The 15,085-nt window shown below is 36.0% G+C and carries 13 protein-coding genes; 8 read left to right on the top strand and 5 right to left on the bottom strand.

What is annotated here, in order from left to right; genetic code table 11:
* Positions 1-86: 86 nt before the first annotated feature.
* The 6 genes from BKM63_RS20965 to BKM63_RS20990 all read left to right on the top strand — a co-directional run bounded on the left by BKM63_RS20965 (position 87) and on the right by BKM63_RS20990 (position 7,068).
* Positions 87-1,874, top strand: a complete 1,788-nt coding sequence (locus BKM63_RS20965; RefSeq protein WP_071638541.1) for an amidohydrolase — start codon at positions 87-89, stop codon at positions 1,872-1,874.
* Between the two features lie 2 nt (positions 1,875-1,876).
* Positions 1,877-3,244 (top strand): alginate export family protein, encoded by a 1,368-nt coding sequence (locus BKM63_RS20970; RefSeq protein WP_071638542.1) that lies wholly within the window; start codon positions 1,877-1,879, stop codon positions 3,242-3,244.
* A gap of 21 nt (positions 3,245-3,265) precedes the next feature.
* Entirely contained in the window at positions 3,266-3,829 is a 564-nt protein-coding gene (locus tag BKM63_RS20975; protein WP_071638543.1) for a 2'-5' RNA ligase family protein, read from the top strand.
* 177 nt (positions 3,830-4,006) lie between these two features.
* Complete coding sequence (locus BKM63_RS20980; protein WP_071638544.1) at positions 4,007-4,930, top strand: helix-turn-helix domain-containing protein; 924 nt, start codon at positions 4,007-4,009, stop codon at positions 4,928-4,930.
* 230 nt (positions 4,931-5,160) lie between these two features.
* The gene (locus tag BKM63_RS20985; protein ID WP_071638545.1) at positions 5,161-5,889 is read left to right on the top strand and encodes an SDR family oxidoreductase; all 729 of its coding nucleotides are present in this window, start codon (positions 5,161-5,163) and stop codon (positions 5,887-5,889) included.
* Between the two features lie 414 nt (positions 5,890-6,303).
* A complete protein-coding gene (locus BKM63_RS20990) occupies positions 6,304-7,068 on the top strand; it encodes an SDR family oxidoreductase (protein ID WP_071638546.1) in 765 nt (254 codons plus the stop codon).
* Between the two features lie 203 nt (positions 7,069-7,271).
* Here BKM63_RS20990 and BKM63_RS20995 read toward each other — a convergent pair whose 3' ends face one another.
* From BKM63_RS20995 to BKM63_RS21015, 5 genes are all read right to left on the bottom strand, one after another.
* Complete coding sequence (locus BKM63_RS20995) at positions 7,272-7,544, bottom strand: hypothetical protein (protein ID WP_071638547.1); 273 nt, start codon at positions 7,542-7,544, stop codon at positions 7,272-7,274.
* Complete coding sequence (locus BKM63_RS21000; protein WP_071638548.1) at positions 7,507-7,728, bottom strand: hypothetical protein; 222 nt, start codon at positions 7,726-7,728, stop codon at positions 7,507-7,509. Before BKM63_RS21000 ends, BKM63_RS20995 begins: the two co-directional genes overlap by 38 nt.
* A 145-nt stretch (positions 7,729-7,873) precedes the next feature.
* Positions 7,874-8,332, bottom strand: coding sequence for a hypothetical protein (locus BKM63_RS21005; RefSeq protein ID WP_071638549.1), 459 nt, complete (start codon positions 8,330-8,332; stop codon positions 7,874-7,876).
* 90 nt (positions 8,333-8,422) lie between these two features.
* Positions 8,423-9,121 carry a LytR/AlgR family response regulator transcription factor gene (locus BKM63_RS21010; RefSeq protein WP_071638550.1) on the bottom strand — a complete coding sequence of 233 codons (699 nt, stop codon included), beginning with the start codon at positions 9,119-9,121 and terminating at the stop codon, positions 8,423-8,425.
* Positions 9,108-10,154 (bottom strand): sensor histidine kinase, encoded by a 1,047-nt coding sequence (locus BKM63_RS21015; protein ID WP_071638551.1) that lies wholly within the window; start codon positions 10,152-10,154, stop codon positions 9,108-9,110. The genes BKM63_RS21010 and BKM63_RS21015 overlap by 14 nt, the downstream gene beginning before the upstream one ends.
* A gap of 163 nt (positions 10,155-10,317) precedes the next feature.
* On the opposite strand from BKM63_RS21015, the gene BKM63_RS21020 reads away from it, so the two are divergent.
* Both BKM63_RS21020 and BKM63_RS21025 read left to right on the top strand, forming a co-directional pair.
* Positions 10,318-11,703: a TolC family protein gene (locus BKM63_RS21020; RefSeq protein ID WP_071638552.1), complete on the top strand. Its 1,386-nt coding sequence runs from the start codon at positions 10,318-10,320 to the stop codon at positions 11,701-11,703.
* 12 nt (positions 11,704-11,715) lie between these two features.
* Entirely contained in the window at positions 11,716-15,006 is a 3,291-nt protein-coding gene (locus BKM63_RS21025; RefSeq protein WP_071638553.1) for an efflux RND transporter permease subunit, read from the top strand.
* Positions 15,007-15,085: the final 79 nt, after the last annotated feature.

Consider the following 15,085-nt stretch of genomic DNA (forward strand, 5'->3'; position numbering starts at 1 on the left):
TTAATTTTCCACAGATTCAGGAGATTTTTAATTCTCGATTTTTAATTTATAATTTTAAAAAAAAGCCAAACAAAAATACCACAACCATGAAACTTATTACTAAAATAACAGCGCTTCTTTTAATCATTTCTCTGCCTGTTTCCGCTCAGGGCAAAAAAGCCACGCTAATCGTCCATCATGCCATAATTCACACTTTGGACAATAAAAACACAATTGCCGAAGCGATGGCCATTGCCGATGGAAAAATCCTAAAAACGGGAAAGAACAGCGAAATTCTAAAACTAAAAAATAACAAAACAACTGTAATCGATGCAAAAGGAAAAGTAATCATTCCCGGAATATTCGATTCGCACATGCACATCATTCGCGGCGGAAGATTCTATAACACCGAATTGCGCTGGGATGGGGTTCGCTCTCTAAAAAGAGCTTTGGCCATGTTGAAAGAACAGGCACAAAGAACTCCAAACGGGCAGTGGGTTCGCGTTGTTGGCGGCTGGAACGCTTATCAGTTTGAAGAAAAAAGACTTCCTACTCTAGCCGAAATAAACGAAGCAACCGGTGATGTTCCTGCTTTTATTCTTCACTTATACGGACATGCTTATTTAAACAAAGCCGGGTTAAAAGCCTTAAAAATTGATTCCAATACACCAAATCCAAATGCGGGATTAATTGAAAAAGATGCCGGCGGCAACCCAACCGGATTGCTAGTTGCAGAGCCAAATGCTTTTATCCTGTACTCTACTCTTGCCAAACTTCCTGAATTATCACCAGAAGAAAAAATAAACTCTACAAAACAGTTTATGACCGAAATGAACCGTCTTGGCGTAACAGCCATTATGGATGCAGGGGGCGGATTTCAAAATTTTCCAGACGATTACGGCGTAACAAACGGTTTATGCAAAGACAGCGATTTAACAATTAGAATGCCATATTATTTGTTTGCACAAAAAGCAGGAAGCGAATTAAACGATTACACCAAATGGATTAATACCGTTGAAATTGGCGAAGGCTGTGACGACGATCATCATTCTGATAAAGTTGAATATCATGTTCAGGGTGCAGGGGAAAACCTGGTTATGAGTGCCGGAGATTTTGAAAACTTCGACAAACCACGTCCGGAATTAAGCCCGGCGATGGAAGGACAACTGAAAGAAGTTTTATCATTATTGGTAAAAAACAGATGGCCGTTTAGAATTCACGCTACTTACAACGAAAGTATTACAAGATTTTTAAATGTTATAGAAGACATCAACAAGGAAACTCCGCTAAATGGTCTTTTATGGTTCTTTGATCACGGAGAAACCGTTTCTGTAGAAAACTTAAAACGCATAAAAGCTTTGAACGGAGGATTAGCAATTCAGCATAGAATGGCGTATCAGGGAGAAAGTTTCATTAAAAGATACGGGAAAACCGCCGCCGCCAATACAGTTCCGCTTAAGAAAATTTTAGAATTAGGAATTAAAGTGGGAATGGGAACTGACGGAACCCGTGTAGCAAGTTATAATCCGTGGGTGGGCTTATACTGGCTGACAACCGGAAAAACACTTGGAGGCTTAAAATATATGAATGACGAAAATATCGTTGACAGAACAACGGCGCTAAAATTATTTACTTACGGAAGTGCCGAATTAATCAATATTGAAAAAGACCGCGGAATGCTGACTGCAGATAAATTAGCCGATTTTGCTATTCTTTCTGATGATTATTTTAATGCTCCCGAAGATAAAATCCTTAATATCGAATCAAAACTGACAGTTGTAAACGGAAAAATCGTTTATGCCGACCATGATTTTAGAACTTTTGCAAACGAAACACCAAAAGCAATTCCAGACTGGAGTCCGGTAAATTACTTTGGAGGTTATCAGAAAAATTAATTATGAAAACTATTTTCCGATTATGGCTGCTTTTAGGATTTCTTCTTTCATCAAATGCACAACAGAAACCACTATTTCAAAAGCTGCGATATGACGATGATGTAACCTATCTAAAAGATTCTTCCAGAAACTGGTACGAGAAAATCAAATATATTCCATTAAGCCGAAACGAAAAATATTTTACCTCATTTGGAGGCGAAGCACGACTGCAGTATACCAACACCGTAAATGATAAATGGGGTGACGAATCTGATGAAGGCGACGGTTATTTACTTTCGCGCTATCTGCTTCATGCCGATGTTCATTTGGGAATATTCAGAACGTTTTTTGAATTACAGAGCAGTTTAGCCAGCAGTAAAATTGATCCAAGTCCTGTTGATGAAAATCAACTAGATGTTCATCAGGCATTTCTGGATATTGACTTTATCCGAAAAGAAAAACAGCAGTTAACGCTGCGTTTCGGAAGACAAGAAATGATGTACGGTTCACAACGTTTAGTCGCCGTGCGTGAAGGCCCAAACAGCCGGCTTGCCTTTGATGGAGTAAAATTATTTTATAAAAAAGAAAACTGGCAGACAGATGCTTTTTTTACACATCCGGTTGCTAATATCTCCGGAACATTTAATGACAGTTTTAATGAAAACGCCCAGTTTTGGGGAAGTTATACGGTACTTCACAAAGTTCCTTTTATTCAGAATATCGATTTGTATTATTTGGGATTGTGGAAAAGCCGTGCTGTTTTTAATGATGCCGTTGGAGAAGAAAACCGACAATCTATTGGAACCCGAATCTGGAAAAACAAAGGAAATTGGAAATATGATTTTGAAGGCGTTTATCAATTTGGAAAAATCAATCAAAAGACAATTTCGGCCTGGACACTTTCCTCTTTTGCTTGTTATACTTTCGAAAACATCAAATTCAGTCCCGAAATTGGACTTAAAACAGAAATTATTTCAGGAGATAAAACATCCGGAGATGCCCATTTGGAAACTTTTAATCCGTTATATCCGAGAGGTGCCTATTTTGGATTGGTTGCTTTAATCGGCCCATCCAATTTAATTGATATTCATCCTTCCATTAGTTTAACTTTATCTGAAAAATGGGGGCTCGGAATTGATTACGATATTTTCTGGAGACAAACCAGAAGCGATGGTTTATATGCCCCAAATATGCAGCTTTTATATTCCGGAAAAAATACAACTGAACGTTTTATAGGTTCGCAGTTAATTTCGAATTTAGATTATACTGCAAATGATTTTTTAGCCTTTACCTTAGAATCAGGCTGGTTTAATGCTGGGCCGTTCTTAAAAGAAGCCGGTACAGGAAAAGATTATTTTTATGCAGCTTTGACGGCACAATTTAAATTTTAAATTTGCAGAAAAGCAGATGCAATGGAAAAGAAATATTCAGTTGTTTTTCATCCTTCAAAAGATGGAATTGAGATAATCAAAAAACTAAAATTAGAATTATTTAATATAATTGGATGGTACAGCAGCTGCAATTCTGTCGCACATATTACAATTGGTGGATTTAAAGCGAATGAAAATCAGCTTGAAAAATACAGACAAAAGCTTTCTAAAATCGCTGACACTTTAACTCCCGTACAAATTTATTTAGATCATTTTGGTGCTTATGAGGAAAGTCGGGCTTTCTTCATATCTCCTAATGAAGATTCTAAAGCAAATTTAAAACCTATGATGAAAAAAATTCAGGAAACACTTCTGATTTCCAGTAAAGACAGAAGCGACGATCCTCATATTTCAATAGGACGAAATCTAACCCCTGAAAACATCCAAATTGCCCGTGATTTATTTACTACAATTAATATGGATTTTTTATGTGATGCCATTATATTAAGAGAATTTGATCCGATTAAAAGACAATACTTTATCTTAGAAACTTTTCCTTTTGGCAGTAATCCTCAGCCAGAATTAACTCAGGGAAGTTTGTTTTAACCGCAAGGCTCGCTAAGATTTACGCAAAGAACGCAGGTTTTTTTTGTGAACTTTGCGAAAAAACCTTGCGCTCTTTGCGGTTAAATAAACACAAGCAAAGAAACTTGAAACTAAAAAAAACTGAAACCTGAAACTAAAAATAACATTTTGTATATTTGAATTTTACAATTCACCAATATGAAATCCCTCGATTCATTTTATCAAGATATTACTGAAGGCTCGGCTGTTGATCCTACTTCATTACTTCCCAATGACATTCAAAAAGAAATTGGTCATTTTAATGTTTTCGACATTAAAGAACTTTTGGAAAGAATGCAGGGAAAATCAGTTATGCCTTATGACAGAAGGGCTTATTACAAAATAAGTTTGATAAGAGGCCATAACAGAGCCGAATACGCCGATAAAATAATCGAAATAAAAAAACAGGGACTTTTATTTGCTACTCCTAAAATTCCGTATAATTATTTACCGCAAGACACTAACCAGGGCGGGCAGTTTTGCGTTTTTACAAGCGAATTTTTATCGAAAAACAAAAGCGGCATTGATCTCGACGAACTTCCCATTTTTGGTGCAGACGGTTATCCTATTTTTCAGCTTACAGATGAAGAAGTTGAAGAAGTAGCCTTGATTTTCAACAAAATACAAAAAGAAATCAATTCTGATTATATTTATAAATACGATTTGATTCGGAATTATGTAGCTGAATTAATTCACTTCGGACAAAAATTACAGCCTATAACGGCACTTTATTCCAAACACAATTCGGCAGCTAGAGTTTCTTCATTATTTGCTGAATTATTAGAAAGACAATTCCCTATAGAATCTCCAAACCAGCGTTTAGAATTAAGAACTGCCAAAGATTTTGCCGAAAGATTATCCGTTCACGTTAATCATTTAAACAAAGTTTTAAAAGAAAACACCGGAAAAACCACCACCGAGTTGATCAGCAGCCGACTAACAAACGAAGCTAAAATCCTTTTAAAACAAACCGACTGGAATATCTCTGAAATAGCCTATTCACTGGGTTTTGAAGAATTAGCACATTTTTCGAACTTCTTTAAAAAACAAACTTCTTTTACGCCTTTGGCTTTTAGGAGTTAGTTTTTGTTTCAGGTTTCAGGTTTGGTAGAACTTTGTCAAAGTTTGAAACTTTAACAAAGTTTAGCGCACTGCTTGTCCTCCTGAGCGAGGTCAGAAAAATGGAATTTGGAATTTAAAAATTGAGATTTATTATTTCTGATTTGAATTTCGCAAACATCGGTTTGATATTTACAACTCCCCAACACTGCCTCGCTCCTACCTTTGTCTTATCAATTTAAAAGATCGAAAAGATGAATTTATCAAACAACAAAATTTTAATAACGGGCGGTGCAAGCGGAATCGGGTTTGGACTTACCGAACGATTCATTCAGGAAAACAATACCGTGATTATCTGCGGCAGGAGAGAATCTGTTTTAAATGAAGTGAAAGCACAATTTCCATCGGTAATTACAAAAGTCTGCGATTTATCTTTAGAAAAAGAACGAATCGAACTTTACAATTGGATTTCTGAAAATCATCCTGATTTAAACGTTTTAATCAACAATGCCGGAATTCAAAAATGGGTTTCTGTTACCGATGCTGATTTCTACGAAAGCATGAAAGCCGAAATCAGCACTAATATTGAAGCTCCTTTACATTTAACTTCATTGTTCATTCAGTTGAAATCTTTGACAACGGTAATGAATGTAACTTCCGGATTGGCTTTTTCTCCTTTTGCAAAAGTACCGGTTTATTCAGCTACAAAAGCATTTTTCAGATCGTTTACACTTTCGCTTCGTCATTTATTAAAAGCGAAAAATATTGAAGTAATCGAAATTATTCCACCTGCCTTAAATACTGATTTGGGCGGTGTTGGTTTGCACGACGCACATCCAAGCGTAAGCAGTTTTATAGAGTCTATTTTTGAGCAATTAAAACAAGGCAGAAACGAACTTACTTTTGGAACAAGCGAAACGAGATTAAACGCAAGTGTTCCGGAACTAAAAGCGTCATTTGTGGCTTTGCATTCTAATTTATAATATTAAATTTTAAACACATAGAAACATAAATATTGTAAACCGTTAAAAGGTATTTCATTTGTTTAAACAAACATAGCAATGCAGTTAAACAGCTATGTGTTAGAAACTAGTTTCTTTTTAAACTCTTTTCTAAAGAAATAAAATCTATGTTTCTATGTGTTTAAAAATAGAACTCAACGCTCTGTCCTCCTTAGCGTAGTTGAAGGACATTGATAACGAAGGTCTTCGACTTCGCTCAGACTGACAAAAGAAAACAAAAAGCAATAAACTAAAAGCAATAAACAAAACCGATTCATTGTCCTCCTGAGCGTACTCGAAGGACATTCGTGACGTAGAGGTCTTCGACTTCGCTCAGACTGACAGCAAAACAGTTAACAATAAACAACAAACAATAAACAATAAATACTATAAAAAATGGCAGTAAATACAAAAATAGCTCTGGTTACAGGCGGAAGCAGAGGATTAGGAAAAAACATGGCAGTTGCAATTGCTAAAAAAGGAATTGATGTAATCATCACATACAACAGCAAAAAAGAAGAAGCTGAACTGGTGGTAAAAGAAATTGAAAATTTAGGCCAAAAGGCCGCGTCACTTCAATTAAATGTGGCGGATTCTGGAACTTTTAATTCGTTTTTCGCGAACGTATCTGAGGTTTTAAAAGACACTTTCAAAACAGATAAATTCGACTTTTTAATAAACAATGCTGGGATTGGGATTCACAATTCATTCATTGGCACAACAGAAGCTGAGTTTGATCAATTGACAAACATCCAGTTTAAAGGACCGTTTTTCTTAACGCAAAAAGGATTAAATGTAATGAATGATGGGGGCGGAATCGTAAATATTTCTACTGGTTTAGCAAGATTTTCTTTTCCTGGTTATGCGGCATATGCTTCTATGAAAGGTGCGATTGAAACCTTAACCAAATATCAGGCAAAAGAATTGGGCGCCAGAAAAATCAGAGTAAATGTTGTTGCTCCGGGAGCGATAGAAACTGATTTTGGAGGCGGTGTTGTTAGAGATAACGAGCAGATGAATCAGCAGATTGCCTCTGTAACTGCTTTAGGACGTGTTGGATTACCAGATGATATTGGCGGTGTAGTTGCATTTTTATGCACCGAAGATGCACGCTGGATCAATGCACAGCGAATTGAAGCTTCAGGTGGTATGATGCTATAAGGTTAATTTCTAATTTCTAATTGTTAATTGTTAATTGTTAATTGTTTGCCGTTAGTGGTAATAATTCGTATTAAAACATGAACTTTTAACTTTCGACTTTTGACTTTTGACTTTTGACTTTTGACTTTCGACTTTTGATTCAAAAACAAAACCCGTCAGGCTTAAAAAACTTGTCGGGTTTTCTTCATTTCAATTACCATCATCTATCTTATTTGTACTCGCTTGAAAAATTCGCCGTTTTTATCAAAATTTAAACTGTAAAACTTGGCGTCTTTAATCACATTTGCTTCATAAGTATTTACATTTAAATCATTTACAACAGAAAAAAACTGCCTGTAAGACTTAGCGGAATAGTTTTTTTTAAGATAAGTCTGTGCTTTTTGGGGCAATTTATTGAGGAGTATTTGTACTTTGTATGCTTTAAAAAGTCCGTCTTTATCATATCTGGCAAAAGCTACTGTTTTTTGCTGTTTCATTAAATTGCGCTTCAAAAATAATATCATCACTTTTACCACTATACTCAATATCCCAAACTGCCTTTTTCTTAGGATATTGATTTTCAAAAGCTGTTCTAATATTTTGCGGCGGTACTACTAAACTATTTTGTGCCAGCAATAAACCACACCATAAAAAAGCACCTGCTAAAAAAATATTTTTCATTTTTACATTTTAAACAACCCGCACAAAAGTAGTAAAATTACTACTTTAAAATAAATTCTTTTTAAATAAAAAACAAAACCCGGCAAGCTTAAAAAACTTGCCGGGTCTGCCGTTTCAAATATATTTGAATTAGTAAGTACTTTTTTTAGTCCTTTTGGACTGCGACATCAAATCCTCCGTTTTTATCAAAAACAACATCATAGAATTTTGAGTCTTTTTCTACACCAACTTCATAAGTGGTTTTGTTTTTATCATCTACAACTACAGCAATTTCTTTAATTGCTTTTGCCGGATAATTTTTCTTTAAGTAAGTCTGTGCTTTTAAAGGCAGCTGGCTTAAAGGAATTTGTAATTCGTAAGCTTTTAAAACTCCTAAATTATCATATACTGCAAGCGCTTTGGTGTTTTTATCGGTATTGAATTTTGCTTCATATCTAATTTCATCATCATCATCGCCAACATACTTTAATGACCACACAGGAACTTTGTTTGGATACTCTTTTTCAAAAGTAAACTTCACTTTTTCCGGAGGCGTTACTACATCGTTTTGTCCAATTAAAAAACTACTCCAGAATAAAACTATAATTAAAAATATGTTTCTCATTACCTGAATATTTAAATTGAAGATTAAAATGTGCGTAATAAAAGTATTACTTTTAAAATAAATTTCAAATATTTTTTTATAAAAAGAATATTACTTTTTTAATCGATCTGTAAGTTCTCTTTTGTAAGTTATTCCAATTGGCAATTTTTCATTTTTAATCACAACATAATCTTTATCAGTTGTTTCAATTTTATCCAGTGCCACGATATAAGATTTATGAATGCGCATAAAATTCTTTTCGGGCAGGCATTTTTCAAACTCTGTTGTTGTAATGGATGCCAGATACGTTCTTTTTGTTGTATGGAGCTTTACATAATTTCCAAAACTCTGTGCGTATAAAAGCTGATCTAGTTCTATTTCGATAAAATAGCCGTCAATTTTTACACTAACTGTATTAATGGTAATTTCTTCTTCTTTTGCTTTTACTGTTTCTGTCGAAAAAAAACGATCGACAGCTTTTAAAAATCTCGGAAAATAAATAGGCTTCAACAAATAGTCTATTACGCCGTAATCATAACTTTCAAGTGCAAATTCAGAATAAGCGGTTGTTAAAATCGTCTTTGGATGGTTGGGAATAATTTTCAACAATTCCATACCCGAAATCTCCGGCATATTAATATCCAAAAACATCAAATCGACTTTATTCTCTCTCAGATAATCCATCGCTTCAATACCGTTATAGCCTTGAAAAACCAATTCTAACTGCGGATTCTGCTTGATATAATTCGCCAAAACGTAATGCGCAGCAGGCTCATCATCTACAATTATGCATTTTTTAGGATCTCTCATTAGCAAATCTTTTCAACTGCAGTTTTAAATCGACTATATAAGTATTTTTATTGTCCTGAATATCGAGATTATAGTTTTTTCCAAAAATCAAATTCAGTCTTTCAATCGTATTTTTCAAACCAATTTTAGTAGAAACCACATCAGTTTTCTTTGGAATTGAATTTACAACATGCAGATGAAGCTGTCCGTCTTCTACCGTTATAAAAATCTGAACAAAGCATTTTTCTATGGCGCAGGTTCCGTGTTTAAATGCATTTTCGATAAAGGCAATTAAAAGCATAGGCGAAATCTTATACGCATTTTGATTGTCTACTTTAGAATCAAATGTGATGTCACATCGATAGCCAACACGCTCTTTTTCGAGCTGTACGTAACTGTTTATAAATTCCAGTTCATCTTCTAAAGATACACATTGTTTGCTGTTACTTTCTAATTGATAACGCATTAACTGCGAAACCTTCATAATTAAATCCGGCGTTCTGTCCGGAAATTCTAAACTGATTCCGTAAAGCGTATTAAAGGTATTAAATAAAAAATGCGGATTCAACTGTCCTTTCAAGGAATTGAGCTGCATTTGATTCAACAGCAGTGCTTCCTCTGTACGTTTTCTGTGAATCCTGTAAAATTTAAAAACAATAATCGGACTCAAAATACAAACCAAAGTCCCTAAAACGCTCGCCAGCTGATACACATAACTCCTTTGATGCGAATTTTGATATAGATGACAATTGCTGAACATATCGAGCATTGTAATCTCATACAAAACAATCGAGAAAACGAGAACTCCAAAAAGCGTTAAGAATATATAGGTTGCCGGACGGCGGGTTTTAAATAATATTGGAAGAAGAAAAAAACGATTAAACTGGGCATGCATATAAAGAATGAAGTAGAAAAAAATGCCCATTAAAACTGATGTTAAAGAACTAAATAACATCCAGTCGTTTTTTAAGGTGTAAATGGTAAAGGAAAAACCGACGACGGCAATTTCCTGCCACCATTTGTTATCCAGTATATTATCAAATTTTCTGTTCATTTTTAAAACTTAAATAGTTTACAAAGTACGGACAAATATTTATTTTTTATTTCGTAAAAATGACAAATTCAATTCGTCATTTATTATTGCAGTACATCACTTAACCTGACTTTTATCAGCGTAAGACAAATAAATTTGTTCTATAATTTCACACCTTGAGTTTATGTATTTCAAAAAAATTACCTTATTATTTTTCTTGATTTTTGTCTCAATCGGTTACTCTCAAACCCTTTCTTTAAAAGAAGCAGTAAAAACCGGGCTTGAAAACTACGGTTCGATTAGAGCAAAAAACAATTACACCAATGCATCAAAAGAGACTCTCAAACAATCTCGACGTGATTACCTGCCTAACCTGAATTTATCGGCACAGCAGGATTACGGAACTGTAAATGGGCAGAACGGGCCGCTTTATGGTTTTGGAGGTCTTGGAGTTGCTTCATCCGGATTACCTCTTCCGGAACAAAACTGGAATTCCGCTTTTGGCGCGCTTTATCTGGTCAATATGAACTGGGATTTTTTCACTTTTGGAAAAACACAGGAAAAAATCAATTTATCTAAAATTGATGTTCAGGCCAAAGAAAAAGATTTACAGCAGGAAAAATTCCAGCAGGAAATCAAAATTTCCGCTGCTTATTTAAATCTGCTGGCCAGCCAGAGACTGTTGATTTCACAGCAAAAAAATCTGGATCGCGCCGAAGTTTTCAAAAAAACAGCCGTTGCAAGAGTTAAAAACGGATTATTAGCCGGAGTAGATTCTACACTGGCAACTGCCGAAGTTTCAAAAGCTAAAATTGCTTTGAACCTGGCGAAGAATTTCGTGAAAGAACAAAACAATAAACTGGTCGATTTAATGGGAGTTGCACCTCAGGATTTTGTTACCGATACGCTTTTTGTAACGCAGATTCCAAAAGAATTAATTAAACAAAATGCGGTTACAGACAGTCTGCATCCTTTACTTCAATTCTATAAAACGAAAATCGATTACAGCAACCAGCAGGTTAAATTATACAAACGTTTTTATTATCCCACTATGACTGCTTTTGGTGTTTTACAAACCAGGGCTTCGGGATTTGAAAATAGTTATGCTACAGACCAGCATGCTTTTACCAGAAATTACTGGGATGGTGTAAATCCAGATCGTACCAATTATTTGGTTGGAGTTGGAATTACATGGAATTTAACTACACCTTTTAGATCAAGCAAGCAGGTCAGCGCCCAAAAATTTGTTTCTCAGGCACTGCAGGAAGAATACAATCAGGCTGATAGAGAACTGAAGTCGCAATTGACTTTTGCCGAAGATAAGATCAAAATTACTTTGGATAATTACGCCGAAGCACCCATTCAGGTTGACGCGGCAAAAAGAGCTTACATTCAAAAATCGACTTTATACAAAAACGGTTTAACTGATTTAACCGATTTAACACAAACGATTTACACTTTGAACCGTGCCGAAATCGACCGTGATATTGTCAACAATAATGTATGGCAGTCGTTTCTCTTAAAAGTTGCTGCAACGGGCAATTTTGACTTATTTATAAATGAATTTTAATTATAGATCCAAATGAATTTAATACGTTTTGCACTCCGCAAACCCATTTCCATATTAGTATTGGTTGCGGGTCTATTTTTCTTCGGAATTGGTGCCATCAAAGACATTAAGGTAGATATTTTACCGAAAATGAATTTGCCGGTTATCTATATTGCGCATCCTTTTGGAGGTTACACGCCAGACCAGATGGAAGCTTATTTTGCCAAAAACTACGTGAATGTTTTACCTTTTTCGAACGGTATCAAATCGGTAGAAACCAAAAATATTCAGGGGTTAATGATTATGAAATTAACCTATTATGAAGGAACAAACATGGCTCAGGCTGCTGCCGAGTTAAGTGCGCTTTCAAACAGAATCCAGGCAGTCTTTCCTCCGGGAACACAGCCTCCGTTTATTATTCGTTTTGATGCTTCCTCACTTCCAATTGGTCAATTGGTTTTGAGCAGTAAGATACGTTCAAACAATGAATTACAGGATTTAGCCAACGTTTATGTCCGTGCTTCATTTACTTCGATTCCAGGTTTATTATCTCCTGCTCCTTTCGGCGGAAGCCCAAGAACAATTGAGGTAAACGTTGATCCGGATTTATTACGTTCGCATAATATGACGCCAGATCAAATTGTTGAAGCAATCCGCCTAAACAACCAGACGGCTCCATCCGGAAACGTGAGAATGGGCGATAAAAACTATATTACGCCAACAAATAATACGATTAAGGAAGTTAAAGATTTTGAGCAGATTCCGTTATTTAAAGGAAGCGTTCAAAACTTAAAATTAGGCGATGTAGCTACTGTAAAAGACGGTGCCGATATCACGGCAGGTTATGCTTTAGTAAACGGAAAACGTTCGGTTTATATCAGTATTGCAAAAGCGGGAGACGCTTCAACCTGGGATGTAGTTCAGAAACTAAAATCGGAACTGCCTAAAATTCAAAGTACATTACCTGAAGATGTAAAATTATCATACGAATTTGACCAGTCGGTTTATGTAATCAACTCGGTTAAAAGTTTGATTACCGAAGGAATTATCGGTGCGGTTTTAACGGGTTTAATGGTTTTATTATTCCTGGGTGATAAACGTGCGGCGTTAATCGTAATCTTAACCATTCCAATTTCGATTATCTCGGGAGTTTTATTCCTGAAACTATTCGGGCAGACGATCAACTTAATGTCATTATCAGGATTAGCGCTGGCAATTGGTATTTTGGTGGATGAAAGTACGGTAACGATCGAAAATATTCACCAGCATCTCGACATGGGAAAACCCAAGGCACTCGCCATTTGGGATGCCTGTCAGGAAATTGCTTTACCAAAATTACTGATCTTACTTTGTATTCTGGCTGTATTTGCTCCGGCATTTACCATGGTAGGTATTCCGGGAGCGTTGTTCCTTCCTTTGGCATTAGCAATTGGATTCTCGATGGTAATTTCATTCTTATTATCGCAGACTTTTGTACCTGTAATGGCCAACTGGTTAATGAAAGCTCATCCAAAGCACCAGCATACGCCTGAGATTACAGACGACGAAGCCGAATTTAACGCCTGTGGTTTAACTCCCGAATCAGAAAAAGATTTAATCAGCCAGAAAAAAGTAATGGTTGAAAGAGAAGATACGAATCAGGACGGAAAAATAAGCGCTTTCGAACGCTTCAGAGTTCGTTTTATGAGAACTCTAGACCGATTATTTGTTCATAAAAAAGCAACCAGTATTGTGTATCTGGTTTCGGCTACGGTTTTGGCTGTTATCTTAATTGGTTTTATCGGGAAAGACGTATTCCCAAAAACAAATTCAAGTCAGTTTCAGCTAAGAATGCGTGCTCCTGATGGAACGCGTTTAGAAAGAACAGAAGAACAAGCCCGAATTGTTTTAAAAGAACTGGAAAAAATGGTAGGCAAAGAGCATATCGGAATATCTTCTGTTTATGTAGGCCAGCACCCATCTCTGTTCTCGATTAACCCCATTTATTTGTTCATGGCAGGTTCTCATGAAGCAGTTTTTCAGGTAAGTTTAAAAGAGTATCATACTGATATGGATGATTTTAAAGATGATTTCAGAGCAAGACTCAAAAAAGTGCTTCCTGATACAAAACTTTCTTTTGAACCAATTGAATTAACTGACAAGGTTTTAAGCCAGGGTTCCCCTACTCCAATTGAGATTCGAGTAGCAGGAAAAGACAAAAAACGAAATGAATTATATGCCACGCAAATTGTAGAGAAACTAAAAGCGATTTCGTATTTCAGAGACGTACAAATTGGTCAGCCAATTCATTATCCGGCTATGAATATTGATATCGACAGAACCCGTGCGGCTGAATTAGGAGTCGATATGAATGATATTTCCCGCTCGTTGGTAGCTTCAACCTCATCATCACGATACACAGAAAAAAATACCTGGGTAGATGAAAAAGCCGGATTATCATACAACGTTCAGGTTCAGGTACCGCTGAACAAAATGAAAAGCAAAACCGATATGGGAGAAATTCCGGTATTAAAAAACTCACTTCGTCCTGTTTTAAGTGACGTTGCTAAAATTACACCAACTGTTGTAAGTGGTGAAAATGATAACTTAGGGGCCATGCCGTACATTACCGTTACAGCAAACATCAACCAGACCGATTTAGGAACGGCTACAAAAGATGTGGGCAAAACAATTACTTCATTAGGCGAATTACCACGTGGTTTGTTTATTACGCCTATTGGATTAAGTACTGTACTGACTGAAACATTAAGCAGTTTACAATCTGGATTATTGGTTGCCGTGTTTGTAATCTTCTTAATGTTGGCCGCTAATTTCCAATCGTTCAAAGTTTCATTAGTAATCTTAACAACAGTGCCAGCGGTAGTTTTAGGAGCTTTATTAATGCTTACGATTACAGGTTCTACACTAAATTTACAATCGTATATGGGAATCATTATGTCGGTTGGGGTTTCGATTGCCAATGCCGTTTTATTGGTTACGAATGCTGAACAGCTTCGAAAAATAAACGGCAATGCCTTAGAATCTGCGCGTGAAGCGGCGGCGCTGCGTTTACGTCCGATTATCATGACCTCGGTTGCGATGATTGCGGGAATGCTGCCAATGGCAATTGGACACGGCGAAGGAGGCGACCAGGTTTCTCCATTGGGAAGAGCAGTTATCGGCGGACTATTATTTTCTACTTTTGCCGTATTATTGATCCTGCCGCAGATATTTGCCTGGGCGCAAGAAAAAACAACGACACAATCTGTTTCTTTAGACCCTGAAGACGAAGAAAGTATCCATTATATCTCATCAATAAATAAGTCGAAAGTTGGAAAGTCATAAAGTCGAAAGTCATAATTCGGTGAGTGTAGTTATTTTTTTAACACATAGAAACATAGATTTTAGTTTTAAATAAAAAAAG

This window comes from Flavobacterium johnsoniae, assembly GCF_001879205.1.
Lineage (GTDB): Bacteria > Bacteroidota > Bacteroidia > Flavobacteriales > Flavobacteriaceae > Flavobacterium > Flavobacterium johnsoniae_A.